This window comes from uncultured Nitratireductor sp. (assembly GCF_913053745.1).
Classification (GTDB): Bacteria; Pseudomonadota; Alphaproteobacteria; order Rhizobiales; family Rhizobiaceae; genus Nitratireductor.
Window position 1 is genome coordinate 1 of the sequence record NZ_CAJXGF010000058.1, and the last position, 25,472, is coordinate 25,472.

Annotated in this window: 21 protein-coding genes and 1 pseudogene; 8 read left to right on the forward strand and 14 right to left on the reverse strand. The window is 60.9% G+C overall.

The window, feature by feature from the left end; genetic code table 11:
* The 8 genes and pseudogenes from QZ638_RS11220 to QZ638_RS11255 form a co-directional block, all read left to right on the forward strand.
* Window positions 1-343, forward strand: a pseudogene (locus tag QZ638_RS11220) (ABC transporter ATP-binding protein); the annotation flags it as partial.
* Window positions 340-1,299: an ATP-binding cassette domain-containing protein gene (locus tag QZ638_RS11225; protein ID WP_295810190.1), complete on the forward strand. Its 960-nt coding sequence runs from the start codon at window positions 340-342 to the stop codon at window positions 1,297-1,299. The pseudogene QZ638_RS11220 and the gene QZ638_RS11225, both read left to right, overlap by 4 nt.
* A gap of 111 nt (window positions 1,300-1,410) precedes the next feature.
* Window positions 1,411-2,694 (forward strand): D-serine ammonia-lyase, encoded by a 1,284-nt coding sequence (locus QZ638_RS11230; protein WP_295810193.1) that lies wholly within the window; start codon window positions 1,411-1,413, stop codon window positions 2,692-2,694.
* Between the two features lie 25 nt (window positions 2,695-2,719).
* Entirely contained in the window at window positions 2,720-4,282 is a 1,563-nt protein-coding gene (locus QZ638_RS11235; RefSeq protein ID WP_295810196.1) for an ABC transporter substrate-binding protein, read from the forward strand.
* Between the two features lie 97 nt (window positions 4,283-4,379).
* Window positions 4,380-5,396 carry an ABC transporter permease gene (locus tag QZ638_RS11240; RefSeq protein WP_295810199.1) on the forward strand — a complete coding sequence of 339 codons (1,017 nt, stop codon included), beginning with the start codon at window positions 4,380-4,382 and terminating at the stop codon, window positions 5,394-5,396.
* On the forward strand, window positions 5,396-6,271 hold the full coding sequence (gene ddpC / locus QZ638_RS11245) for a D,D-dipeptide ABC transporter permease (RefSeq protein WP_295810202.1): 876 nt from the start codon (window positions 5,396-5,398) through the stop codon (window positions 6,269-6,271). The genes QZ638_RS11240 and ddpC overlap by 1 nt, the downstream gene beginning before the upstream one ends.
* 1 nt (window position 6,272) lies before the next feature.
* Window positions 6,273-7,256: an ABC transporter ATP-binding protein gene (locus tag QZ638_RS11250; RefSeq protein ID WP_295810203.1), complete on the forward strand. Its 984-nt coding sequence runs from the start codon at window positions 6,273-6,275 to the stop codon at window positions 7,254-7,256.
* A complete protein-coding gene (locus QZ638_RS11255) occupies window positions 7,253-8,206 on the forward strand; it encodes an ABC transporter ATP-binding protein (protein WP_295810205.1) in 954 nt (317 codons plus the stop codon). Before QZ638_RS11250 ends, QZ638_RS11255 begins: the two co-directional genes overlap by 4 nt.
* A 4-nt stretch (window positions 8,207-8,210) precedes the next feature.
* On the opposite strand, the gene cysG is transcribed toward QZ638_RS11255, so the two are convergent.
* The 14 genes from cysG to QZ638_RS11325 all read right to left on the reverse strand — a co-directional run.
* Window positions 8,211-9,662 carry a siroheme synthase CysG gene (gene cysG, locus QZ638_RS11260; RefSeq protein ID WP_295810208.1) on the reverse strand — a complete coding sequence of 484 codons (1,452 nt, stop codon included), beginning with the start codon at window positions 9,660-9,662 and terminating at the stop codon, window positions 8,211-8,213.
* Window positions 9,634-12,297: a nitrate reductase gene (locus tag QZ638_RS11265; RefSeq protein ID WP_295810210.1), complete on the reverse strand. Its 2,664-nt coding sequence runs from the start codon at window positions 12,295-12,297 to the stop codon at window positions 9,634-9,636. Before QZ638_RS11265 ends, cysG begins: the two co-directional genes overlap by 29 nt.
* Window positions 12,290-12,679, reverse strand: coding sequence for a nitrite reductase small subunit NirD (nirD, locus tag QZ638_RS11270; protein WP_295810213.1), 390 nt, complete (start codon window positions 12,677-12,679; stop codon window positions 12,290-12,292). Before nirD ends, QZ638_RS11265 begins: the two co-directional genes overlap by 8 nt.
* Window positions 12,676-15,120: a nitrite reductase large subunit NirB gene (gene nirB / locus QZ638_RS11275; protein ID WP_295810215.1), complete on the reverse strand. Its 2,445-nt coding sequence runs from the start codon at window positions 15,118-15,120 to the stop codon at window positions 12,676-12,678. The genes nirD and nirB overlap by 4 nt, the downstream gene beginning before the upstream one ends.
* 31 nt (window positions 15,121-15,151) lie before the next feature.
* Complete coding sequence (locus QZ638_RS11280; RefSeq protein ID WP_295810216.1) at window positions 15,152-16,429, reverse strand: nitrate/nitrite transporter; 1,278 nt, start codon at window positions 16,427-16,429, stop codon at window positions 15,152-15,154.
* A 365-nt stretch (window positions 16,430-16,794) separates the two neighbouring features.
* Window positions 16,795-18,024: a CmpA/NrtA family ABC transporter substrate-binding protein gene (locus QZ638_RS11285; protein WP_295810218.1), complete on the reverse strand. Its 1,230-nt coding sequence runs from the start codon at window positions 18,022-18,024 to the stop codon at window positions 16,795-16,797.
* Between the two features lie 4 nt (window positions 18,025-18,028).
* Complete coding sequence (locus QZ638_RS11290) at window positions 18,029-18,619, reverse strand: ANTAR domain-containing response regulator (RefSeq protein WP_295810219.1); 591 nt, start codon at window positions 18,617-18,619, stop codon at window positions 18,029-18,031.
* 155 nt (window positions 18,620-18,774) lie between these two features.
* Window positions 18,775-19,251: a hypothetical protein gene (locus QZ638_RS11295; protein WP_295810222.1), complete on the reverse strand. Its 477-nt coding sequence runs from the start codon at window positions 19,249-19,251 to the stop codon at window positions 18,775-18,777.
* A gap of 2 nt (window positions 19,252-19,253) precedes the next feature.
* On the reverse strand, window positions 19,254-20,078 hold the full coding sequence (locus tag QZ638_RS11300; RefSeq protein ID WP_295810224.1) for a DUF3100 domain-containing protein: 825 nt from the start codon (window positions 20,076-20,078) through the stop codon (window positions 19,254-19,256).
* Between the two features lie 86 nt (window positions 20,079-20,164).
* Window positions 20,165-21,655, reverse strand: a complete 1,491-nt coding sequence (locus tag QZ638_RS11305) for an aldehyde dehydrogenase family protein (protein WP_295810237.1) — start codon at window positions 21,653-21,655, stop codon at window positions 20,165-20,167.
* A gap of 46 nt (window positions 21,656-21,701) precedes the next feature.
* The gene (locus tag QZ638_RS11310; RefSeq protein WP_295810227.1) at window positions 21,702-22,589 is read right to left on the reverse strand and encodes an NAD(P)-dependent oxidoreductase; all 888 of its coding nucleotides are present in this window, start codon (window positions 22,587-22,589) and stop codon (window positions 21,702-21,704) included.
* A 98-nt stretch (window positions 22,590-22,687) separates the two neighbouring features.
* Window positions 22,688-23,596 carry a LysR family transcriptional regulator gene (locus QZ638_RS11315; protein WP_295810229.1) on the reverse strand — a complete coding sequence of 303 codons (909 nt, stop codon included), beginning with the start codon at window positions 23,594-23,596 and terminating at the stop codon, window positions 22,688-22,690.
* Window positions 23,596-24,735 carry a M20 aminoacylase family protein gene (locus QZ638_RS11320; protein ID WP_295810231.1) on the reverse strand — a complete coding sequence of 380 codons (1,140 nt, stop codon included), beginning with the start codon at window positions 24,733-24,735 and terminating at the stop codon, window positions 23,596-23,598. The genes QZ638_RS11315 and QZ638_RS11320 overlap by 1 nt, the downstream gene beginning before the upstream one ends.
* 106 nt (window positions 24,736-24,841) lie before the next feature.
* Window positions 24,842-25,472 (reverse strand): copper homeostasis protein CutC (locus QZ638_RS11325; RefSeq protein WP_295810234.1); only part of this gene is annotated, 631 nt, incomplete at its 5' end.

Consider the following 25,472-nt stretch of genomic DNA (forward strand, 5'->3'; position numbering starts at 1 on the left):
TCTAATCGCCGACGAACCGACAACGGCACTGGACGTCACGATCCAGGCCCAGATCCTCGATCTCGTGCGCTCGCTGCAGGAAGAGATCGGCATGTCCGCCCTCTTCATCACACACGATATGGGCGTCGTCGCAGAAGTCGCCGACCGGGTTTGCGTCATGTATGACGGAACGCTTGTCGAACAGGGCGATGTTTTTGAGATTTTCGAGGCACCGCGACACGAGTACACAAAGGCGTTGATCGCCGCCGTTCCGCAGCTTGGCAGCATGGCGGGAACCGATGTGCCCGCCAAGTTTCCGCTGGTGGAGTTTTCGCGGCAACGCGATGTCGGAGCCGGCGCATGACACAACTTTCACCAATGCCGCCGTCCCGCCCCCTCCTGGAAGTTGAGAACCTGATTACCCGTTTCGATCTGCGCTCCGGCCTGTTCGGAAGAATCATGGGGCGCGTTCACGCGGTCGAGAACGTGTCGTTCTCAATCGATCGTGCCGAAACCCTGGCGCTTGTCGGAGAATCGGGCTGCGGAAAGTCCACAATCGCCCGGACCGTCATGCATCTCGACCAGCCCGTTTCCGGCTCTATCCGCTTCGAAGGCGAAGAAACGGTCGGCGCATCGGCGCAAACGCTGCAGGCGTTCCGCCGTCATGTGCAGATGGTGTTCCAGGATCCGTTCGCCTCGCTGAACCCCCGCATGACCATAGCCCGTGCGCTGATCGACCCGATGCTTGTGCAGGGCGTTTCCGGGTCCCGCGGCGCCATGCGCAGGAAGGCCGCGGATCTGTTGAAGCGGGTCGAATTGAGCGAAGCCCATCTCGACCGCTATCCGCATGCATTTTCCGGCGGCCAGCGGCAGCGCATCTGCATCGCGCGTGCCCTGGCGCTCGACCCGAAACTGTTGATAGCGGACGAGGCCGTTGCCTCGCTTGACGTAACCATCCAGGCACAAGTGATCAATCTGCTGATGGACTTGCAGGCGGAGCTCGGCATTTCGCTCCTGTTCATCAGCCATGACATGGCGGTGGTCGAACGTGTGGCGCACCGGGTTGCCGTCATGTATCTCGGTGAGATCGTCGAAATCGGAGACAGGCGCTCAATCTTCGACAATCCGCAGCATCCCTACACCCGCAAGCTCCTCGCCTCGGTTCCAGTGGCCGATCCTCGTCGTCGTCCGGAACGACGCAAATTGATGGTCGATGAAATCCCGAGTGCCGTCAGGCCACCCGACTACAAACCGGTACAATTGCCGATGCGACAAGTCTCCAACACGCACTTCGTCCGCGAAGAATCCCATGCGGCCTGACCGCAGCGGAACAACAGGACAAGCTCCCGTGAGCCGGGCCGGTCGTATGGACGTCAACACCTCTACGAAGAGCTGTGCTTCGCTTGGCGAAAGATGAAAGGTCGAGAGAATATGAACGATGGGACTTTGCCTCCCCGTCTTCAAAGCCGCAAACCGATATGGTGGCCCAATCCGGACGCCCTCGGCTTCGATGCGGCGATGGCGAGAAGTTCGCTCAGCGGAGATATGGTCAAAGAGGCCGAATTGGCATGGGAGCGGTTCGGCCCGCTTCTGGCCCGCCTGTTTCCCGAAACGGCAGCGGACGGGGGACGCAACCGTTCGGATTTGCGGGAGTTGCACTCAATTGCCGGAATGATCGGGTTGAAACGCGGCCGTCTCCTAGCGAAATGCGACTATGCCCTGCAAACCACAGGGAGCATCAAAGCGCGTGGCGGAGTGTTCGAGGTTCTCACGCATGCAGTCGACATCGGCGGCAAGGCGGGACTGGTCGAAAAGGGCGGCGAACTGTCGAAGCTTGCATCTCCCGAGGCGAAGGAATTCTTTTCCCGGCACAGGCTTCTTGTCGGTTCGACGGGCAATCTGGGCTACAGTGTCGGCTTGGCTGGATGCCGCCTCGGGTTCAAGGTCGAAGTCCATATGTCCCATGATGCCAAGCAATGGAAAAAAGAGCGGCTCACCGCCCTTGGAGCCCATGTCGTGGAACACGGCAGTGACTTTTCTCAGGCAGTCCGCGCCGCGCGAGAAGCTGCCGCCAGACAACCCAACAGTCACTTCGTCGACGATGAACGCTCACTTACACTTTTCATGGGGTATGCTGCCGCAGCGCGCGAACTTGCCGACCAACTTGAACACTCCGGTATTGTCGTTGACTTAGAACATCCGCTTCATGTGTATCTGCCGTGTGGTGTGGGCGGCGCGCCGGGCGGCGTCACCTTCGGCCTCAAGCATATTTTCGGGGATGCCGTGCGCTGCATTTTCGTCGAGCCTGTCGGTTCTCCCTGCATGCTGGTGCAACTGGCACTCGGCGCAGATCGCCCTGTCAGCGTGTATGACTGCGGACTGGATAACCGCACGATCGCGGACGGTTTGGCCGTCGCACAGGCCTCGCAACTCGTCGCCCGCGAGACGCGACATCTGATCGAAGGAATTGTCACCGTAGAAGACGAAAGTCTTCTGATATGGCTGGCACATATGTGGCGTCTCGAAAAGATGCGGCTTGAACCTTCGGCTGCTTCGGGGTTTGCTGCACTCGTCGAATTCGGGGGCGAGATAGAAGCGCCGAACAGCAGCAAGGAGATCACACGCGTGGTCTGGACGACCGGCGGCGCATATCAGCCTGAAACGGAATTCGCGACCGCACTGGAATGGGGAAACAAGCTGATTTCATCGATGTGAAACAAGCGTATTTGGGAGGTATTCAATGATAAAGCTCAGATTTTCACGCAGGGTGTTCCTTGCCGGCGCGACTGCGCTATCGGTTTTGACCTGCGGGTCGACCGCGGCATTGGCAGCGGCGCCAGCCGACACAATCGTCATAGCCAAACCCGCCGATCCGCAATCGCTCGACCCCGCGGTGACAATGGACAACAATGACTGGACCATCACCTATCCGGTCTATCAGCGCCTTATGAAATACGAGACCGAGGACGGGAAAGGGCTGACCAGCGTCACCGGCGATCTGGCGGAAAGCTGGGAAGCGTCCGAAGACGGCCTGACCTGGACCTTCAAACTGAGAGACGGTCAGAAATTCGACGATGGTTCAGCGGTCGATGCCGAGGCCGTCAAATTTTCCTTCGACCGGCTTTTTCGCATCGGGCAAGGGCCTTCCGAGGCACTGCCAGGCGGCGTCGAAGTCACCGTCGTCGACCCGATGACCGTGTCGTTCAAACTGAGCGAGACCTACGCTCCTTTCCTCTACGCCCTTGCGAACAACGGTGCCGCAATCGTGAACCCGAAGGTGGCCGAACAAAGCGACGATGACGGCAAGGCCTATCTCGCCTCCAACACAGCCGGCTCAGGTGCCTATCGCCTTGCCAGTTGGGAACGCGGGCAAACGGTCACGCTGGAGCCCAATCCGCACTATGGCGGCGACAAACCCGCTATCGATAAGATGCGGATCATCATCATTGGCGAAGCCTCCGCTCGGCGGTTGCAGCTCGAGGCAGGCGATGTGGACATTGCCGAAGCGCTGCCCGAAGATCAGCTCGAGGCGCTGGAAGGCAAGGATGGAATTGCAGTCCAGAATTATCCCAGCCTCCGGGTTACCTATCTCTACATGAACAACCAGAAAGCGCCGCTCGATAACCCCGACGTGCGCAGAGCCATTTCCTACGCGGTCGATTACGAGGGGCTCATCGCCGGCATTCTCAATGGCAACGGAAAGCAGATGCATGGCCCCATCCCCGACGGCATGTGGGGACGCGACGAAAGCGTCATTCAATACAGTCGCGATATAGACAAGGCCAAGGAACTCCTGGCAAACGCGGATGCCGAAGGCGCCGAGATCACATTTCTCTATTCCGATGCCGATCCGAACTGGGAGCCGATCGCCATCGCGACCCAGGCCAATCTCGCGGAGATCGGACTGAACCTGAAGTTGGAGAAGCTTGCCAACGCGACCATGCGCGAGCGCTTCGACACAGGTGATTTCGGCATGGCCACCGGCAACTGGACCCCCGATTTCGCCGACCCCTACATGTTCACAAGCTATTGGTTCGATTCAGACCGCCATGGCCTTGCCGGCAACCGGTCCTGGTACACGAACGCGCAGGTCGACGAGCTTCTGAGAGAAGCGGCGCTCAGCAGCGATCAAGCGGAGCGCGAAAAACTTTACGCCGAAGTACAGAAATTCGTCACCGACGAAGCGGCCTATGTCTATCTCTTCCAAAAGGACTACCGCATCGCCATGCGCGACAACGTCGAAGGGTTCGTCTTCAACCCGATGCTTCTGGACATCTACAATATCGCCGGCATGAGCAAATAACGACCGGCCAAAGCCGCGCACATAGATCCGGGGCGCAATAACCGCCTCGGACCGATGCGCCGGCCTCCGTCGGGTTGAACTCAGGTGAAGGTCAATCGTGCAGTATCTGAACGTAATAAGGAAAAGATTGCTTTTCCTTGCCCTTGTCGTGATCGGCGTCTCCATGATCACCTTCGCCATTTCCCACCTTATCCCCGGAGATCCGGCAATGCTGGTCGCCGGGGACAGGGCGACCCCTGAAATCGTGGAGCGGATTCGCGAAGACATGGGGCTCAACAAGCCCTTGCCGGAGCAATACTGGATTTATCTCAAAGGCATCGTCTCCGGCGATCTCGGCACCTCGCTGCGCACACGCCGCCCCGTAACAGAAGATCTGAAGCTCTATTTTCCGGCGACGCTGGAACTGGCTTTCGTGGCGCTGGTGCTCGCTACAGCGGTGGGCGTTCCGCTCGGTGTCGCCTCGGCCGTCTGGCGTGACAAACCCATCGACCATCTCGTCCGGGCCTTGGCGGTAACGGGCATCTCGACACCGGCCTTCTGGCTGGGGCTGCTTCTGATCGTCCTTTTTTACGGCGATCTTGGGCTTCTGCCAGGCGGAGGCCGGATCGATCCCGACATCACCCGACCGCCGACGGTAACCGGTTTTCTTCTTATCGACGCCCTTCTGGCTGGAGATTTAACCGCTTTCACCAGCGCAGTCAGGCACATCATCCTGCCTGCCCTGACGCTAGGTTTCGTCCATCTTGGTGTGGTCGCGAGACAAATCCGCTCGGCCATGATGGAGGAATTGCAACAAGACTATGTGCGAACCGCCCGCGCCAACGGTCTCAGCCGGCGCAACGTCATTTTCAGGGAGGCGCTGCCCAACGCGCTCATCCCCTCCGTGACGGTTCTCGGTCTGGCTCTCGGCGATCTGCTTTACGGTGCAGTTCTGACCGAGACCGTTTTCGCCTGGCCCGGTATGGGCGCTTATGTGGTCAATTCCATCCAGGCGCTTGATTTCCCGGCGGTGATGGGCTTCACCGTCGTGGTTTCCTTCGCCTACGTTCTGGTCAACCTGGCTGTCGATCTCCTCTACATGGTCATTGACCCACGCATCAGGAGCGTCAACTGATGACGGAAGCACCAGCCACGGTCAAACGTCCCAGGATCGATCTCGGATATTTTCGCTATCAACTGAAACGAAGCCCTCTAACCATCGTCGGCCTGACAATGGTTGCATTCGTTCTTATCGTGGTGATATTCGCGCCCGTCTTCGCCACACACGAACCGAACGCCATCGATTTGCGCGCCCGGCTCGCGCCACCCACGCTCGATCATTTCTTCGGTACGGACGAAGTTGGCCGCGACATCTACAGTCGCATCCTTTACGGCGGTCGGCAATCCATCGCCGTCGGCTTCTTCGTCGTGTTCCTCGCGGGCCTCACGGGGACGATCCTGGGGGCGCTGTCCGGCCTGATCGGCGGACGTACGGACACAATCATCATGCGCTTGATGGATGTGGTTCTTTCCGTACCGTCTCTGGCGCTAATCCTGGCGCTTGCCGCGGCCCTCGGGCCGAGCCTGATCAACGCAGCGCTGGCAATCGCAATTGTGCGCATCCCCTTCTATGTAAGGCTCGTGCGAGGACAGGCGCTCATCGTCCGCGAGATGGCCTATGTCAAAGCCGCAAACACCTTCCGGGCCGGACGGCTGCACATCCTGCGATGGCACATCCTGCCGAACACACTATCTCCGGTGATTGTGCAAGGCACGCTGGATCTCGGCAGCACCATACTTCTCGCTTCGGCCCTCAGCTTCATCGGTCTGGGCGCACAGCAACCGACGGCCGAGTGGGGCGCGATGGTAGCGACCGGACGCAACTACATACTCGACCAATGGTGGTATTCGGGTTTTCCCGGTTTCGCGATCCTGTTTACCGCCACCGGCTTCAATCTTTTCGGCGACGGCGTGCGCGATATGCTCGACCCACGTCAGAAAGCACGCTGACATGCGCAAGTCCGTTCTCGATATCGACAACCTGTCCCTCGAGTTCCCCGTCTACGGCGGCGCGGTCAGCGCGGTGAACCGCGTGTCCCTTCATGTACAAGAGGGAGAAATCGTCGGCATTGTCGGAGAATCGGGGTCAGCGAAATCCGTCACCGCCATGACGGCCATGCGCCTGCTCCCTAGAGAATCGTTTCACATACGGTCCGGCCGTATCACCCTGCTCGGCCATGACATGCTGGCCCTAGACGAGCAAAAGCTTGCCGCTATGCGCGGGCGCGACGTTGCAATGATCTTCCAGGAGCCGCTTACTGCCCTCAATCCGACCAAAAGGGTCGGCGCACAGATGCTTGGCGTCATCCGCCTGCACACGCGGCTGAGCGAACGAGAAGCCCGGCTTCATGCAATCAAGCTCCTGACGGACATGCGCATCAACGATGCTGAAGAGATTCTTCAGCGTTATCCCTTCGAACTTTCTGGCGGGATGCGCCAGCGCATTCTCATCGGACTGGCCTTCGCCTGTTCACCGAAACTCCTGATTGCCGACGAACCCACCACCGCCCTCGATGTAACGGTGCAAAAACAGGTGCTGCAATTGCTGCGCAAAAAGGCCAGGGAATTGAACACCGCCATTCTTTTCATCTGTCACGATCTGGCCGTCGTCTCGCAGTTCTGCGACCGCCTTTACGTAATGTATGCCGGGTCGGTGGTTGAAACGGGGCCGACGCGGGCTGTGCTCAGCGCGCCGCAACACCCCTATACCCGGGCCCTGATCCGTGCGCTGCCGGAAAGTGCCCGGCCGGGGCAAGCGTTGCGATCTATCCGCGGTGTGGTTCCGAACCTCACAGACATGCCAACCGGTTGTGCTTTCCAAGAGAGATGCGACCATGCCTTTGAAGCCTGCAGCAGCATTCCGCCCCTGTTTTCGCTTGACGATGAGAAGCGCGCTTCAGCCTGCTGGTTGTGCGAAAAGGAGCATGCGGCATGAGCGTAGGCGGCGCCAGCGATACCGTTCTAAAACTTGCCGATATCAGCGTCCGATTTCCCTCAGGCGCAGACTGGCTCGGCAGAGCCACCTCCCATGTCCATGCCCTGAACGGCGTAAACCTTGACGTTCGACGTGGCGAAACGCTGGGGATTGTCGGGGAATCGGGCTGCGGCAAGAGCACTCTCGCGCAGGTTCTTCTGGGGCTCCTGCAACCCAGTGCAGGACAGGTCACCGGCGCGGCCGCCGGCGACGAGTCTGCATTGCAGATCGTTTTCCAGGATCCACAATCCTCCCTGAATTCACGCATGCGCGTGTGGCGCGTGATCACCGAACCGGTCTTTGCGCGGCAACGCAAATCGACTTCCGAACTGAGACGTCTGGCAGTCGAACTGGCCGCCAAGGTGGGACTGCGCGAGGAAACGCTCGATCGGTATCCACACGAATTTTCCGGCGGGCAGCGACAGCGTATCGCGATCGCCCGGGCGCTTTCCTCCGACCCCGATGTAATCGTCCTTGATGAGCCGACCTCGGCGCTCGACATTTCCGTTCAAGCACAGATTCTCAACCTTCTGGAGGCACTTCAACGCGACCGCAATCTGACCTATATATTCATCTCGCACGATATATCGGTGATCAGTCACATGTGCCGTCGCGTGGCCGTCATGTATCTCGGTCAGATCGTCGAAATCGGCGCAGCGTCCGACCTTCTGACACGTCCACGGCACCCTTACACTCAGCTCCTTCTGGGCAGCGTGCCAACACTCGGGGAGGAAGGGCTCGGCGAACTCATAGAAGACACCGAACTGCCCAGTAATCGTCGCTTGCCCAGCGGTTGTTTCTTCTTCGATCGATGTGCCTTTTCCAAGCCTGTCTGCCGGCAGCCTCAGCGACTTATCGCCGGCGTGCGCTGCTGCCGCGCCGACGAACTCGCGAATGCAGGGTTCCCTTAGACCACTATGCGGCGCGCTCCATTCCAACGAAGGCTTGTTTCTCAAAAACCCGACCGATACCGATAAGGACAGGTTGCCCGCCGGTGCAGTTCAATTCACCCGATGCAAGCCCGGCAAGGTCCGATCGCTTCAAGCGTTGTTGGGGACAGCCGATGGAAAAGCCGGCCGCGACCGGTGTTTCCGGCATGAGACCAAGATCGATCAAACGCCCCGCGATCTCCCTGGCCGTTTGTCCTCCCATATAGAAGACAGTGGTGGCGGCGGGGTCCGTCAGCGCCCTCCAATCCAGATCGTCGGGCAAACCGCCACGGCATGAACGGCCTGTGACAAAGTGGACGGCTCCTGCGTGATCCCGATGGGTCAGAGATGTCCCCAACGCCGCCGCCAATGCGCTGGCAGCCGTCACGCCCGGCACGACATCGAGCATGACGCCATGTGCCTGCAGCATGGCAATCTCTTCGCCGGCACGACCGAAAATCATCGGGTCTCCCGATTTCAGCCGCACAACGCGTTTGCCGTCTCTTGCAAGCTTGAGCATCAAGGCGTTGATGTCCTCCTGCCTACAGCTTCTGCGGCCGCCTCGCTTGCCGACGCGAATGCGTTTTGCCTCGCGGCGAGCGCGTTCCAAAACGTGTTCCGAAACAAGATCGTCGAACAGGATCACATCCGCGGCCTGCAAAGCGCGCACAGCCTTGAGCGTGAGGAGATCGGCATCGCCCGGCCCCGCTCCAACCAGAGTGACAGTGCCTGCAAGAGTCCGTTCGGCGGTAACGCCGCGCTGAATGTCGTCCTTGAGTTCCTGAACGTTCGGGTCCGAAGGCGCTGCCGCGAACGCCCGGTCTACGAAGGTTTCCCAAAAGTGGCGGCGCGGCGCACCCGGTGCAAGCTTCAGCATCACCGATGCGCGCAGATCGGCGGCAATTTCCGCCCAGCCGGCAAGAAAGGGAGGAAGCAGCGTCTCAATGCGTCGCCGGATCGCCTGGCCGAGAACAGGCGCCGCTCCTGCCGTCGAGACACCCACGACCACGGGCGAGCGATTGATGACGGCGCCAAACTGGAACTGACAGAAGCGCGGCCGGTCGATCACGTTGACAGGAACTCCGACCAGTTCCGCGGCGGCAAAGAAGCGGGCGGCTTCGGTATCGTCTTGCGCATCGCAAACGGCGATGGCCGCCTCGCGTAGATCGCCCTCGTCCCAAAATCGGCGATGCAAAACGAACGAACCGGCCGAAGCACCTCCCCTCACCAGTTCTTCGAAAGTGTCGCAAAGCGTCTTCGCATGAACATGAACGACAGCGCCGTTCGCCGCCAGAAGCTCGGCCTTCCATGCAGCGGCAGCCGTGCCGCCTACCACAATTGCCCGCTTTCCCGAAAGGTCGAAGAAAACCGGAAGCACCGCTAGCGGCGCTATGCGTGCCGGAGACGCTTCATTCGGCTGCCTGGAGGCTATGTTCATCAATGATCTCCTTGATTTCCGCGCGGCATGAGCCGCAATTCGTCCCGGCCGACAGAGCTTCGCCAACAGCCTCGACCGTGGCGCAACCGGATCGGACCGCAGCGGCAATCTGATTGATACCGATCGCAAAGCACGAACAAACCACGGCACCCGCATCGGGCCGGTCCCCTCCGCCCCTTCCCGCGACAACCCGGTAGCGGGAGCGCGGGTCCGCATGATCCTCGCCGAACTGCCCAACGAGCCAGTCCCTTGCGAGGGCAACGGGTGTGCGAGAAAGGTAGAGCGCGCCAATGAGCCTCGAACCATCGAAAGCGGCCATGCGATGATCTCCGCGCCCGGCGTCGCGGTAGGCAAGGAGGTTAACCTCCCTCAATCCGTCCAGCCCCAGCAGACCACGGAAAAACGCCTCATGTTCCCGGGGTTCAGGTGTCAGCGCCATCTCGATCCGCCAGCCACCGTCGGCCCGCGCCAGCGCCCAATAGTCCAAACCTTCAGTGTCGGGACGGCGCGCGCAGATGGCAAAGCCATAGCAATCGGCCTCAAAACGTTCCATTCGCACCGGGACGTTCTTGGATGCAGGCTGGCCCGAAAGCGGATCCGTTGTCGGAGCGACAAGAGCGCATACACGCGCGCGGGCCGCAAACTGATCGGTCCAGTGCATCGGAACGAACACCGATCCCGGCCTTTGCCTTGTCGTCACCAGGGCCCGTACCACCACGGCACCATGGGCGCTTTCAATGCGAACCAGGTCGGCATCGCCGATACTCAATCGGGCGGCATCGCGGGCGTGAATCTCGGCAAAGGGTTCCGCCAGATGAGTGGAAAGACGCGGGCTCTTTCCAGTACGTGTCATGGTGTGCCAGTGGTCGCGCACACGCCCGGTATTGAGGACCAGCGGAAACGCCGCCCCAACGGCAGCGGGGCGCGGCGGCCGGATGGCCACGAAACGCGCCTTGCCGTCACCAGTGTAGAACCGGCCGTTCGCGAAAAATCGTGTGTCCGCCCTACGCTCTCCTTCTGCTTGAGGCCATTGGAAGGGCTGGAGCGACTGATAAGCCGCTTTGGACAGATTGCGATATGAACCGACATCGAAGGCGCGCGTACCGCCGTTCTCGAATGCAGAAAGCGCTGCGTGCTCCCGGAATATCTCCAATGCGCTGCCATAGTCGAACGCGCTTCCATAGCCCATCCGCCGGGCGACCTCGGCGATCTGCCACCAGTCCGCACGTGCCTCGCCGGGTGCCGGCAGGAAAGCGCGTTGCCGCGAGATGCGCCGTTCGGAATTGGTGACCGTGCCTTCCTTTTCGCCCCAGGCTCTGGAGGGCAGCTTTACATCGGCATATCGAAGCGTGTCGGTCTTCGCCGCGACATCCGAGACGACAACGAAGGGGCACCTCTGCAACGCTCGCGCCACGGCATCTGCGTCGGGAAGGCTGTCTACAGGATTGGTCGCCATTATCCAGATCGCCTTGATCCGGCCTTCGGCGACGGCTTGAAACATCTCCATGGCCTTGAGGCCGGCTTTGTCCGCAATGCGCGGCGCACTCCAAAAACGTTGAACCAGTGCCCGGTGATCGGGATCCTCGAGCGCCATGTGGGCAGCCAGCATATTGGCAAGCCCGCCCACCTCGCGCCCACCCATGGCGTTTGGCTGACCGGTCACCGAGAACGGCCCCATGCCCGGCCGGCCCAAACGCCCCGTGACCAGATGGCAGTTGATGATTGCGTTGACCTTATCGGTACCGCACGCGGACTGATTGACGCCCTGGCTGTAAATGGTGACGACATTCTCGGTTGCGGCGAAAAGACGATAAAAGGTTTCTATATCCTCAAGCGCAAGTGCCGTTTCAGACGCGACACGCGCGGCGTCGAAATGCGCGGCGGCTGCGCATGCGTCGTCGAAACCGCGGGTATGCTTTTCGACATAGTCCTGCGCAATCGCTCCATTCTTCTCAAGATGGCGCAGCAGACCCACGAACAGGGCCACATCGCCATCCGGTGCGATCGCCAAATGCAGGTTTGCGAGACCGGCAGTGGCCGTGCGGCGGGGGTCGATCAGGACAACCTTCATGGAAGGCCGTTTCTCCCTGGCGGCAGCCAACCTCTGATAGAGAACCGGGTGGCACCAAGCAAGGTTGGAGCCGACGAGCACGACGAGGTCGGCGCTTTCTACATCCTCATAGGTGCCCGGCACGGTATCGGAGCCGAAAGCACGCTTGTGACCGGCAACGGAGGAAGCCATACACAAGCGCGAATTGGTATCGATGTTGGCCGCGCCGATAAAGCCCTTCATCAGCTTGTTGGCGACATAGTAATCCTCGGTGAGGATCTGTCCGGAAACGTAAAAAGCGACCGACTCGGGGCCGTGCCGATCGACGGTTTCTCGAAAACGGTCGGCGACCAGGGTCAGGGCCTCATCCCACGAAGCGCGCCGCACGCCGATCTCCGGGTGGAGAAGCCTGTCGTCTAGCGACAGGGTTTCACCCAACGCCGATCCCTTGGAGCATAACCGGCCGAAATTCGCGGGATGGTCGGGATCCCCGGCGATCGCAACCGAGCCGTTTGGTTGCGGCGTCGCCAAAACGCCGCAACCAACGCTGCAGTAAGCACAAGTCGTGCGGACGGTTTCAGCCATGGCGGCAACCATCGACGGGCAGGCCGGAGCCGTCGCTTCGTTGCGTTTGCGCGGCACGGTCGGGCAATGCGAGAAGAATACGCTCACCGTCCAGCCGCACAGGAAAGGCCGCCGTAGCACCGACATCCGCGCCCTGCGCCACACCGGTCTCCAGCGAGATGACCCAGTTGTGCAAGGGACATGTGACGCAGCCCTCATGGACAATGCCCTGACTCAAAGGCCCTGCCCTGTGTGGACATTTGTCCTCCAGCGCGAATACCCGGTCATCGTCCGTGCGAAACACCGCGATGGTCATAACCCCGCTCTGCACGCAACGCGCGCCACGACGCGGAATGTCCAGCAGTGTGCCGACCGCCACCCACTCCCGTTCGGAGGCGCTCATTCCGCCGCCTCCAGGGAAAAGGCCGCCATCGGTCTGAACTCGTGCTTGTCCTTGCCGGAGACACGCTCCGACCAAGGGTCGACCTGGGCGAATTTCTGGGAGAAGACAAAGCGCTCGAAGTACGCAGCGCGCTTCACCCTGTCATCCATAATCTGGCGGCGAACCTCGTCGTAGCCTATACGCTTGGCCCATTTGTATATGCGTTCAAGATAATGACCTTGCTCGCGATACATCTGGACAAGCGCTACAATGTGCTCCAGCGCCTCATCTTCGGTCCTGACAAGACCGAGCTTTTCCGTACCCTTGATGTCCAATCCGGCAGCACCGGCGAAATGTATCTCGAAGCCGGAATCCACGCAGATGATGCCGACATCCTTGCAGGTGGCTTCGGCGCAGTTGCGCGGACACCCCGAGACCGCCATCTTGACCTTTGCCGGTGTCCACGATCCCCACATGAATTTCTCGATGCGTATCCCGAGACCGGTGGAATCCTGGGTACCAAAGCGGCACCAATCGGATCCGACGCAGGTCTTCACTGTGCGCAGACCTTTGGCATAGGCATGCCCGGATACGAAGCCCGCCCTGCCCAGATCGGCCCAAACGGCAGGGAGATCCTGCTTGCGAATGCCCAGCATGTCGATCCGCTGCCCCCCGGTGACTTTCACAGCCGGTATGTCGAACTTATCGACCACATCCGCGATCGCCCGCAGTTCCGCCGAGGATGTCACGCCACCCCACATGCGTGGCACCACGGAATAGGTGCCATCCTTCTGGATGTTGGCGTGCACGCGCTCGTTGATGAAGCGCGACTGATAATCGTCGGCGTATTCGTCGGGCCAGTCGCTGACGAGATAGTAATTGAGCGCCGGCCGACATTTGGCGCAGCCGCAAGACGTCTTCCATTCGAGTTCCTGCATGACGGCGGGAATGGTTTTCAGCTTTCTGGCCCTGATAAGCCGACGTACGTCGTCGTGACCGAGATCGGTGCAACCGCATACAGGCATAACGGCAGCCGGACTGTAGGCATCGCCGAGCGTCAACGAGAGGAGCTGTTCGACCAGTCCCGTGCAAGTGCCACAAGACGCCGATGCCTTGGTGTGGGCACGAACATCGTCCAGCGAGGTCAGACCGTTGCCGGCAATCGCGCCGACGATGGAGCTCTTGCATACGCCGTTGCAGCCGCAGATTTCCGCATCATCCGGCAAGGCTGCAACGGCCGCCATAGGGTCCAGCTGCCCCGCTCCCTGATAGGCTTGTCCGAAGATCAGCGTTTCGCGCATTTCCGAAACGTCGGTGCCCTTCTTGAGCATATCGAAGAACCAGCCGCCATCCGCAGTCTCGCCATACAGAACCGCACCCATGATGCGATTGTCTTTTAAGACCAGACGCTTATAGACACCCGCGCTGGCATCGCGCAGGACGATCTCTTCGCGGTCGTCCGCCTCGGCGAAATCGCCCGCCGAATACAGGCTGACACCGGTTACCTTGAGCTGGGTTGCCGTTTCAACGGGTCGGAAGGCTGCATCCTGTTTGACCAGCGTTTTCGCGGCAACCTTGGCCATGTCGTAGAGTGGCGCCACAAGCCCGTAACACGTGCCTTCATGCTCAATGCATTCGCCGAGGGCGAGAACATCGGGATCGGAGGTCATCATGTGGTCGTTGACGACAATCCCACGCTCCACATGCAGGCCGGCATCGGTGGCGATGCGCGTCTCGGGACGAATTCCAACCGCCATGACCACGATGTCCGCCGAATAGACCGTACCGTCATCGAGAAGTACAGCTTCGGCGCGTTCCTCGCCAAGAATGGCCTTGGTCTGCGCCTCGGTGTGGATTCCGATGCCGCGCTCCTCGAGTTCCTTCTTAAGCAGGTATCCGGCAGCGGGATCGAGCTGACGTTCCATCAAATGTCCCATGAGATGCAGAACCACCACCTCCATGCCGCGTCCGCGCAGCGCGGCCGCGGCTTCCAACCCAAGCAGCCCCCCGCCAATGACGACCGCCCTGGCGTTCGGCTTTTCGGCTGCCGCGACCATTGTGTCGACGTCGTCCAGGTCGCGAAATGCCATGACTCCGGGCAGGTCACTTCCCGCAACCGGAATAACAAAGGGTGCGGAACCGGTGGCAATTACCAGCTTGTCATAGGGCGTTTCCCTTTCCGCGGTGGCGACGAGCTTCCGCTTGCGATCAATTCTCGTGATGGTTTCACCGAAACGGCACGTCACGCGGTTTGCCGCATACCAGCCCGCATCGTGTGTGACGATCTGCTCGAACGTCTTTTCGCCCGCCAGCACAGGCGAGAGCATGATACGATTGTAGTTTCCGCGCGGCTCAGCGCTGAAGAGCGTCACGTCGAAGGCATCAGGGTCGGCTTCGAACAGATGCTCGAGCATACGGCCCGAAGCCATGCCGGCGCCAACCACGACAAGTTTCTCAGTCATGATGTTCTTTCCGATTTTCGAGAATGGGCTTTCAGGCCGGTTGCAAGGCGCCGCGCCGTTCCAGCCGACGAATGGCAAGGTGCATCCAGATCATGGAAACAACGACGATGGCGAAAAGAGCCATGAAGCAGCTCGTCCAGAGACCTGTGAGGTCGTTCAGGTAGCCGAACAGCAACGGCAGGATGAACCCTCCAAGGCCCCCGATCATGCCCACCATGCCGCCGACCGCACCGACATTATCCGGGTAGTAAACGGGGATATGCTTGTAGACAGCAGCCTTGCCGAGGCTCATGAAAAATCCCAGGACGAAGACGAGCGCCACGAAGACCCATGGACCAACCGCGAAATGAAAGGGTCTGGGTCCATCGATGCCCTGCACAACGTAGTCGGTCGCCGGGATCGAAAGGATAAGAGTGCATACGGCAGAGACCGCAAAGGTCCAGTACATCACCGTGCGTGCGCCGGCCTTGTCGGAAAGAGCGCCGCCATAGGCGCGGAACACCGAGGCCGGCAGCGAATAGGCGGCGCCGATCAGACCGGCGGTCCTGATATCGAAGCCATAAACACCGATCACATAACGCGGAAGCCAGAGAGCAAGCGCGACGAAAGCGCCAAATACGAAGAAGTAGTAGAGCGAAAAGCGCCAAACCTGGAGGTTCTTCAACGGCTCGAATTCGGAAGCGAAGCTGCGGCGCCTGATCCGGTCCGCACGCCGGGCCCGCGTTACCGGATCGTCGTTCGTCGCGAACCAGAACACCAGCGCCATGATCGCGAGAGAACCCGCCCACACCTGAGCGACCGTTTCCCATCCCCAGGCCACCATTACAAACGGCGCGAGAAACTTGGTCACCGCAGCGCCGACATTGCCGACGCCGAAGATGCCGAGCGCCGTGCCCTGCTTCCCGGCCGGATAAAACCGCGAGACATAAGCCACTCCAACAGCGAATGAACCGCCCGCGACCCCGACCCCAAGTGCGGCAAGAAGCAGCATCGTGTAGCTCTGCGCGAGGGACAGGAGGATCGCCGCAATCGCCGCTGTCAGCATAGTGGCCGTATAGACAAGGCGACCACCGTAACGGTCGGTCCAGATCCCCAAAATCATCCGTACGAGCGATCCTGTGAGAATGGGCGTGCCGACGAGCAGGCCGAACTGAGTCTCGCTCAAACCCAACTCTTCCTTGATGCGGATCCCGATGATGGAGAATATCGTCCACACGGCGAAGCAGATCGTGAAGGCTATGGTCGACATGGTGAGCGCACGGCGCGGTGCCGTTTCGTGCGTCGGCGTGGCTGGTTGCAATGCTGTCATCGGCTTTTCCAATCCAACTGCTTGAGCCTCTTGCGAGACGTTGGCTTTCGATAGAGAGGCGTCCAAAGAAAAAGGCTGCCCGACGACCCGACGCGCTCCGCTATGCGGATGCGCACCTGACCGTCTGGCAGCCTTGCCTTGAGCGCCCTTCATTGGACGCGTTTCTTATAATTGGTGTCCCCTCTGGACCCGCATATTGCTATGCATCATCCATGCCAACTTCTAAAAAACTATAATTGTCTTTTTATTTCAATATTTTATGAAAAAACGCGGGAAAGATATTTCGCAGATGCAGCAAAATTCTGACCAATAGCGCAGCGCCGTGCCTACAAAATGCGCAGAATATAGGCATGCCTAAATAGCGATCAACAAGAAGCGGGCCGTTGACTGGCGATGTAATCGTCCAACTGTGCGGGATCAAAAACAGCGCCGTCGAAAAAGCCGTCGGGGCCGAGTATGAGCTGCCCCGCAGAAACGCCGACCGCGGTGGGCGCAACCAAGGCCCCCTCCACCTTCATGCTGGCAGATGGCAGTGGCACATCGAGCGCCTTCAGTGCGGAGCGGTAAATATCCGGCCGGAACGAGAGGCGTGCCTTCTCGGCGTTTTCAGCGCTGTGCGGAACTTGCCCCCAGCGCACCATCTGTGAATAAAACCAGAGCGCGTGACTTTGCCAGGGAAAGATCGCCGCTTTTTGCGCCGGTACGAAGAAATCTGGAAACAGCCCGGTCTCGCCACCGGTTTCCAAGCGCCCGTCGAGCGCCCCATGCAAAAGCGTTGCGGGCTGATTGAGATAAGCCGGACCCGACAGGAGTGCGGCCAACTCCTCGTGATTTTCGACTGCACCACACCAAATCGAGGCGCGATGCAGCGCCCGCAGAAGTCTCGCCAGCACCTCCTCATGTTTCCCGGCCCAATCCTCGTTTACGCCCAGCACCTTTTCCGGACTTGAACGCCAGATTGCTGCCTTCACGGTGGCGATGCGTGCAAGACCCGCGGCGACTGCAACACTGTTCCACGGCTCCCCGACACAAAAGCCGTCTATACGGCCCGCGGCCATCGCGTCAGCAGTCAGTGGAGGCGGAACAATAAGAATTTCCACATCGCGCTCGGGATCGATACCACAGGCAGCCAACCAGTAGCGCAGTTCGAAATTATGCCCCGAATACGGATGGACCACGCCGAAACGGAGCGGAACCTCACCGTTTCGACGCCGGTGCTCGATTACCGATCTGAGTGAGGCCCCCACCGTCGCGGGCTCATCCGGTCTGACCGGCCCTTCGCCGATCATGGCCGTCCAAAGCGTATGGCTGACGGTAACCGCGTTTCCGCCAAGGCCGAGCGACATCGGCGCGATCAGATCGAGCCGCATCGGTGTCAGTCCAAGATTGGCGGCGATGGGCATGGGGGCCAGCATGTGCGCCATCTCGAAATGACCCACGGCAATGCGATCACGTATATTGGCCCATGACGTCTCCCGCACCAGGGTCAGCGCAATACCCTCTTCCTCTGCAAAACCCCGCTCACGCGCGGCAACGAGAATGGCGCTGTCGAGGAGCGGAAGGAAACCGGCCGTAATGGGATCGCTTGCGCTCATATCCTTATCCTCCGAGCAATTCGGACGCGGTGATCAGACTCTGGGCAATTTCGGAGATCTTGCGATTCTGGTTCATCGCCGTTCGCCGCAGTAGCTGGTAGGCGCTTTCCTCCGACAGCCCCTTGGAGCGCATGAGAATGCCCTTGGCCTTTTCGACGATCTTGCGGGACTCGAGTGCGTCGCGGGCATCCTCCAGCTCGCGCTCCATCCGCGAAAACGCATTGAAGCGGCTGATGGCCATGTCGAGGATCGGCTTTACCCGCTCCTGCCTGAGCCCATCCACCACATAAGCGGAGACACCGGCATCGACCGCCGCCTCGATGGAGGCCTGGTCAGATCGATCGACGAACATCGCAATCGGCCGTTTTACCGCTCGCGAAAGGTTGAACATGTTCTCCAGCATGTCGCGATTGGGGTTTTCCAGATCGATGACGATGACGTCGGGCTGCACTTCACCGATCCGGCGAGCGATGGCGTGAACGTCGTGGATGACGGTTACCTTCTCATGGCCGGCCTCGCGCAACCCCGCTTCGATGATCGATGCGCGGATTGTGTTCTCATCAATGACAAGGATCGAGAGCAGCTTGGAAACCATGCCTTCTTTTCGCGTATGCTTCAGCATTGCGCAACGCGTCATGCGGACGAAATCGCTCGGCGCGATCCGGAGCCCCAGCCATCGCCTGTCCTACCGGCATATTGAAGCCATAGAAGCCCGCGGCCGTCGCTTCATCGTCGACCGCAGGCATTTTTTCACAGAAACAGGTCTGCGATGATCGCCGAGCCGATATATGTACCGGTCATGACGAAAACCGCCACGATGAAAAGTTTCCAGCCGGAGGACTTGGCGATTCCGATTTCGCGGCGCGTGATGGCGATACCCGCATAAGCCAAGCAGGGTGTCGCAAGCGTCAAGAAATTCACATGGCTCACCTTGTCCAGCACCCATGCACTGCCTGGCGTCCATGGCAGTGTTACAAGGATTCCCACCAGCGAAATCCAGGCGACCGAAGGCAGACCGACCGGCACGGCATAAGTCAGGACCAGACCGACCATGGCGATCGCGTAGAGAACCGCCAGCCCGATCAGTCCCTGAATAATGGTGGCATCGGTCGCCACCGTGTTGCCCACCAGCGCGATAAGAGAGACGACGACCAGCAAGACCGCATGCTGCACCAGATCCGGCTTTTTCTCGGCTTCGTAGTCAACGGGAAGTTCAGCAGTGCTCATCGTCATTCTCCAGCGTTGCTGATGGCGGGCTCTTTGCGGCCCAACAGATCATAAAGTTTCTCGGTCACCGGCAGCGCGACGAAAATGCACAGATAAAGCCCGGTTGCGTAGGTCAGCACATTGCTGGCCCCGGCCAGGGCCAGGATCTGCTCTTCCATTGCCGGAACGGCGTGAGACAGCGCGCCGGAACAGGCGGCCATCATTGAGCCCGACCCGATGCCACAAGCCATGGCCAGCGCCTCGATGCTGAACCAGCCCGACGTCGCCAGAAGCGAAGCGAGAATGGCGAAGATGAAGGTGCCGAACAGCGTTCCAATCACATAGACGCCCATGACACCCGCTCCCTCGGCGGATTTCAGGCCGTATTTGTCGGCGATGATTGCGATGTTCGGCTCACGCGCGACGGAGAAGGTGGCACCCACTGCCTCGCGCCCCATGCCGAGAAACAGAACGGCGACCGGGAATGCCAGCAGAATGGTGCCCAGATTGCCGAGTTCCTGCAGAATCAGGGCCGGTCCGGCGGCAATGATTTTCTCCATCGACGGACCGATGATCGTGCCGAATTTGGCAATGAACGGCATAATCGCGATCACGATCAGCGGCGATGCCGCGCGCACCTCGCGCTGTCCCATCCAACCTTCGACCTTGCGAACGACATTGGGGTTGAGAACCAGCCCCATCACGAAGGCGTAAAGCAGAGGCAGAAGCAGGATCGAGCCGATGCCGATCGGCACGGCGACCACGCCAATGGCCTCCGCAATAACGGTGATGACCAGCACGCTCAGATGAAGGCGCCAATCGAAAAGAATGTTTTTCGTCTTCTCCATAGAGATCCCCTCTCGTGAACCCGTCCCGTTCTTCACGCGGGGCGGGATGGAACAAAGGGCGGCCCTTGAGGGACCGCCCATGCGATTCAGCCCGGCGCGTAACCAAAGCCGACGGTTGAGTCGGCTGCGGTTTCGACCCAAACCGATTTCGTTGTCGTGTAGGCAGCAAGCGCTTCCCGGCCGGAAGAGCGACCATAGCCCGACTGGCCAAATCCACCGAAGGGCGACATGACGTTGATGGTCTTGTAGCTGTTGATCCAGAACGTGCCAGCGCGAACTTTTGCCGCAACCCGATGCGCACGTCCCACATCTCGTGTCCAAACAGCGCCAGCCAATCCGTAAGGAGTGTCGTTGGCGAGTGCCACCGCTTCTTCCTCGTCATCGAAGGAGAGGACGGAAAGGACCGGCCCGAAAACCTCTTCGCGCGCGATCTCCATTTCGCGAGAGACCCCGTCCAGGATCGTCGGGGCGTAGAAGAAGCCGCCGCTCTCGCCCAGCGCTTCCGGTCTGCCGCCACCGGTGGTCAATTGCGCGCCTTCGGAGACGGCATTGCGCACCATGCCGTCCACCTTGTCCCACTGGCGGGCATTGTTGACCGGGCCGATCTGTGTCGCCATGTCGAGCGGCATGCCGACCGGGATGCGCCCGCTTGCTTCCGCCAGCTTGCCGACAAGCTCGGCATGCACGCTGCTATGCACCAGAAGGCGTGAGCCCGCCACGCAGCTCTGGCCGCATGCTGCGAAGATTGCTGCCTGCGCGCCGACCACGGCGCGGTCGATATCCGCATCGCCGAAGACGATGTTGGCGGACTTGCCGCCCAGTTCGAGGATCGAAGGGACGAGACGCCGCGCAGCAGCGGCCGCAATCGCCGCGCCGCCCGTAGCCGAGCCGACAAAGACCACCAGACCCGTTGCCGGATGTTCGATCATCGTCTGGCCGGCGGTCGGCCCCTGCCCAGCGACCACGTTGACCAGCCCCTTCGGCGCGCCGGCCTTCACACAGAGAGCGGCAATGACGAGCGAGCTGAGCGGCGTCAGCTCGGAAGGCTTCAGCATGACCGCATTGCCGGCGCAGATCGCCGGCGCAACCTGCCAGCAGCAGGTGAAGAGCGGCGCATTCCAGGGGGTGATCTGCGTCACGACGCCGATCGGTTCATGACGCGTGTAATTCAGATGGCTCGACGGCACCGGGATCACATCGCCGGTGATCTTGTCGCACCAGCCCGCATAATATTCGAACATCTCGGCCATGCGGGCGGGCTCGCCGGCTGCATCGCGGATCGGACGGCCGGCGGAAATCGCTTCAAGACGCGAAAGCGGCTCGGCATGCGCGCGGATTTGGCGCGCGATTTCGAACATGATGCGTCCGCGCTCTGAGGCCGTCTTGCCCCACCATTCGCGCTGTGCGGCGACAGCCGCCTCGGCGGCGGCATTCACAACCGGCGCACCGGCGTCCGGGAATTCGGCGAAGATCCGGCCGGTCGCGGGATCGGTGAGCGCCAGCGTTTCGCCGTCGCCCGGCATCAGTTGTCCGCCCACGTGGTTCTGCACCCCGGCGCTGCCCAGAAGTTCCGACATCAAGCGCACGACTTCGGCGCGCGTGTCGCTCGCGGGGGTTATATCGTCAGCCATTGGTCTTCTCTTTCGCCCTGCCGTCCAGACGGCCGAGCAGCATGAAATCCTGATTGTCGGCAATGCCCGAATTTTCCTCCGACCACAGGTCGGCCACCAGTTCGGAAACCGGCATTGCACAATCGCACTCTTGCGCCAATTCGAGCGCCAGCCGCACATCCTTGCGCATCAACCCAGCGGAAAAACCGCTATCGAAACTGCCGCTCAGAACCCAATTGGGGAAATGCACCTCGCTTAACGCACTGCGGCCAGTGGCGTTGTTGATGACGCGCATCGCATCCTCTGCCGGCAAGCCGGAAGCCTCTGCCAGCCGTAGCCCTTCGGATGTGGTCAACATGTGGCAAGCGACCAACATGTTGTTCACGAGCTTGGCGATGTTGCCCGCACCGCTCGGCCCGACATGGATCGTCCTTGCGGCAATCGCATCCAGCACCGGCTGCACTCTGACGACCCATTGCGCATCTCCACCGAGCATCATGGACAATGCGCCGGTGGCGGCACCTTGCGGACCGCCGCTGACTGGCGCATCCAGAAAACCGTGCCCCAGTTCGGCCAGCTTTGCTGCCAATCTGCGGCTCACAGCAGCTTCGGAAGTCGACGTATCGATGACAATCTTCGGTTCGCTGAAAGCGCCGGCGGCCAAACCGGCATCAACCGTCGCCTCGACATGACTGGCCAGAGGCAGAGAAAGCAAAATCACATCACTTGCCGCAATTGCCCCGGCGGGCGTTTCATGCGTGGCGATGCCGGCTTCAGCAGCCTTGGCCATGGTTGGTGTCGAAAGATCGAAGGCTGCGACCGAAAAGCCCGCGCCGGACAGGGACCGGGCCATGCCCATGCCCATTGCTCCAAGACCGATCACAGTGACCGACTGCGTCATGATACCTCCCGTTCCACTTGGCATTCATGACACTGCGGCGACATGGTGTTCTTGAGTAGAGGTGAATAACGGCACGATGCGTTGCGATTTGAGCAACACTAATCGCGGAACGCCACCATGTGCCCGGCCAGATATTCAACCGTGAGCGCCGCCGATTGCGGCAGTCTCCGGCGGGCGCGCACCATCAGATGCGCGCTGACATGCTGAAGACTTTCCTCGTCGAGATCGACGATGGCGACCTCTCCACGATCGGCCTGGATGGAAGCGGAAAAGCGGGGAAGGAATGTTCCCCCCATTCCCGCGCCGACATAGCGGATCAGCGCGGCAATCGAAGAGGTCTCCACTTGTGGACGCAGCGCCAGCCCAAGATCGCTGGCCGCGCGCGCAACCAGGCTGCGGATACCGTGACGTGCATCAAGAATTGCCAAGGGTTGGGCGAGCATCTCGGCCAGCCGAATACGTTTGCGCGCCGCAAGCGGCGAACCGACGGGAACCACCGCGCAAAGCGGCTGTCGCGCAAACGCGACGGAGCGAGTGGCCTCTGTCGGCACAGGATTGTAGGCAATGCCGAGATCGGCCTCGCCCTCGACCACACGACGCTGGATCTCCTCGGTTCCGGCCAGATCGATGCGGAAACGCAGATGCGAATGCCGGACACCGAGCGGTGCAAGACCGTTCTGCATAAGGTCGGCAGCGAACCCCTCACCCACCGCGATCCGCACCACCTGACCGCCAGCTTCCCGAAATTTGCCAAGCTGATCGAACAGGAACGTCTGTTCATCCTGTCGCACCAGCGCGTGCTCGCAAACCAGGCGCCCGGCATCGGTCAGCGCGATGCCCTGGGCGCTGCGCTCCACAAGCGCAACGCCCAGCCGCGCCTCGACCTCGGTCAGTTTGCGGCTGATCGCCGAGGGCGCAATGTTCAGCCGTTCCGCCGCACGACGGATCGAGCCCTCACGGGCGACAATCAAAAACGCACGCAGGAAACGGCTGTCCAGCGCGTCCATCAGACAGCAAGAGCCTGCCGCGCCAGCCGCACCCAGAACTCGGCGCCTCTGGGCAGCACGTCATCGTTGAAGTTGAAATAGGGCGAGTGCAGTCCCGGGTTATCGCCCTCGCGCGCCGCACCCAGCCAGATATAGGCGCCGCGCTGCGCGTTCAGCATGAAGGCAAAATCCTCCGACGCCATGCTCGGCCCAGCCTCGCTCGTATCGAACCCCATCGTCTCGCCGACACGCCGCGCCAGTGTCGCCTCGGCCGCGCTGTTGACCGTCGCCGGGTAACGCCGCTGATAATCGACGCTTGCGCGGCAGCCATGCGCCGCTGCAACGCCCTCAACGACTTCGCCCAGACGTTTCTCGATCTCGTCGCCGGCTTCCGGCTGAAACCAGCGCGCCGTGCCCCGCACGACAGCGCGATCCGGGCAAACATTGAATGCGGAACCGGTATGAATCTGCGTCACCGAGACGACGCCAGGCACCAGTGGCGACAGACGCCGCGCCGGCAATTCCTGCAGGGCGGCGGTCATCCGCGCGGCAGCGGCGACCACGCCGTCGCCCTGCTCGGGCATGGCCGCATGACCGCCCCGCCCCTCGATGGCAATTTCGAAGATCGCAAAAGCCGCCATCATTTCACTATCGCGGGCGACCAGCCGGCCAGGCGCAAGACCGGGCCAGTTGTGAATGCCAAAAACCGCATCGCATGGAAACCGGCGAAATAAGCCGTCTTCGATCATGACGCGCGCGCCGCCGTCATTCTCCTCCGCCGGCTGGAAAATCAGCGTCACGCTGCCGCCGCTCACCCGCTCGGCAGCGATCTGCCGCGCGGCCAGAAGCAGCATCGCAGTATGCCCGTCATGTCCGCAGGCATGCATCTTGCCGGGATAGAGCGAAGCGTAGTCGAGGCCAGTCGCTTCCTCGATGGGCAAGGCATCGATGTCGGCGCGAAGCCCAACCGTGCGATCCCCCTCGCCGAGCCTTGCGACCACACCGGTCTGCGCCAGCCCGGTGTGAACCTGCCATCCCCAACCCTGCAGAAGTTCAGCGATCAGTTTCGAGGTGCGTTCTTCTTGAAATCCAAGTTCGGGATGGCGATGCAGATCATGACGCCATGCAATGGCCTCGGCGATATGAGCGCTGTCGAACATCTTCCTGATCCTTTCCGAAACGTCAGCGGAACGCAGCCGCCTTCCCGACAGCTCGTGAAAGAGGAACCCGAACTTGTCAAGAACCGGGGGCGGCCCGCTGCCCCTTCTACAGACGTTCGAGCGCCGCCTTCATCTCAACGATCTTTTCAACCGAAGTTCTACGCTCGGTCGGCGGCGAAAAGCCCAACGCGCCGAGGCGGGGATCGACCGGAACGGAAGTGCCGCAGGATGCATGAAACGCCCGTATGCCGGTTCGGTTCGCTATATTTCCGGCATTCTCCGGCGCGACGCCTGACCCGGCCATGATTTCGATGCGCTCGCCCGCATGCGCGCGCATTTCGGCCAGAGCCTCCAGTCCATCCATGGCGGTCAGCGCACCGCCCGACGTGAGAATTCTTTCGAACCCAAGCGCAATTGCGGCATCGATTGCTGCCCTCCGGTTCTCGACCGTGTCGATCACGCGGTGCAGAGTGCGCCCCATGCCTTCGCTCGCTCTATAAAGCAGCGCTAGCGCACCTTCATCCAGCCCCCCGCCGACGGTCGCAGCGCCCAGAACCACACCGGAAAGGCCGGCATCCCGCGCCGCGGCGATGTCATCCACCATCAGCGCAACCTCACGCTCGCCGAAGCGGAAATCGCCCTGCCGAGGCCGGATCATCGCATAGGCCGGCACTCCGCATCCCGCCGCCGCCCGCATCAGACCATGAGAAGGTGTGAGCCCGCCAAGCGGCAGCGCC

Coding starts and splice junctions, on each gene's coding strand:
- QZ638_RS11225 (WP_295810190.1), top strand. CDS start 340: ATGACACAACTTTCACCAATGCCGCCGTCCCGCCCCCTCCTGGAAGTT.
- QZ638_RS11230 (WP_295810193.1), top strand. CDS start 1,411: ATGAACGATGGGACTTTGCCTCCCCGTCTTCAAAGCCGCAAACCGATA.
- QZ638_RS11235 (WP_295810196.1), top strand. CDS start 2,720: ATGATAAAGCTCAGATTTTCACGCAGGGTGTTCCTTGCCGGCGCGACT.
- ddpC (WP_295810202.1), top strand. CDS start 5,396: ATGACGGAAGCACCAGCCACGGTCAAACGTCCCAGGATCGATCTCGGA.
- QZ638_RS11250 (WP_295810203.1), top strand. CDS start 6,273: ATGCGCAAGTCCGTTCTCGATATCGACAACCTGTCCCTCGAGTTCCCC.
- QZ638_RS11255 (WP_295810205.1), top strand. CDS start 7,253: ATGAGCGTAGGCGGCGCCAGCGATACCGTTCTAAAACTTGCCGATATC.
- cysG (WP_295810208.1), bottom strand. CDS start 9,662: ATGAACATAGCCTCCAGGCAGCCGAATGAAGCGTCTCCGGCACGCATA.
- QZ638_RS11265 (WP_295810210.1), bottom strand. CDS start 12,297: ATGGCTGAAACCGTCCGCACGACTTGTGCTTACTGCAGCGTTGGTTGC.
- nirD (WP_295810213.1), bottom strand. CDS start 12,679: ATGAGCGCCTCCGAACGGGAGTGGGTGGCGGTCGGCACACTGCTGGAC.
- nirB (WP_295810215.1), bottom strand. CDS start 15,120: ATGACTGAGAAACTTGTCGTGGTTGGCGCCGGCATGGCTTCGGGCCGT.
- QZ638_RS11280 (WP_295810216.1), bottom strand. CDS start 16,429: ATGACAGCATTGCAACCAGCCACGCCGACGCACGAAACGGCACCGCGC.
- QZ638_RS11285 (WP_295810218.1), bottom strand. CDS start 18,024: ATGAGCGCAAGCGATCCCATTACGGCCGGTTTCCTTCCGCTCCTCGAC.
- QZ638_RS11290 (WP_295810219.1), bottom strand. CDS start 18,619: ATGGTTTCCAAGCTGCTCTCGATCCTTGTCATTGATGAGAACACAATC.
- QZ638_RS11295 (WP_295810222.1), bottom strand. CDS start 19,251: ATGAGCACTGCTGAACTTCCCGTTGACTACGAAGCCGAGAAAAAGCCG.
- QZ638_RS11300 (WP_295810224.1), bottom strand. CDS start 20,078: ATGGAGAAGACGAAAAACATTCTTTTCGATTGGCGCCTTCATCTGAGC.
- QZ638_RS11305 (WP_295810237.1), bottom strand. CDS start 21,655: ATGTCGGAACTTCTGGGCAGCGCCGGGGTGCAGAACCACGTGGGCGGA.
- QZ638_RS11310 (WP_295810227.1), bottom strand. CDS start 22,589: ATGACGCAGTCGGTCACTGTGATCGGTCTTGGAGCAATGGGCATGGGC.
- QZ638_RS11315 (WP_295810229.1), bottom strand. CDS start 23,596: ATGGACGCGCTGGACAGCCGTTTCCTGCGTGCGTTTTTGATTGTCGCC.
- QZ638_RS11320 (WP_295810231.1), bottom strand. CDS start 24,735: ATGTTCGACAGCGCTCATATCGCCGAGGCCATTGCATGGCGTCATGAT.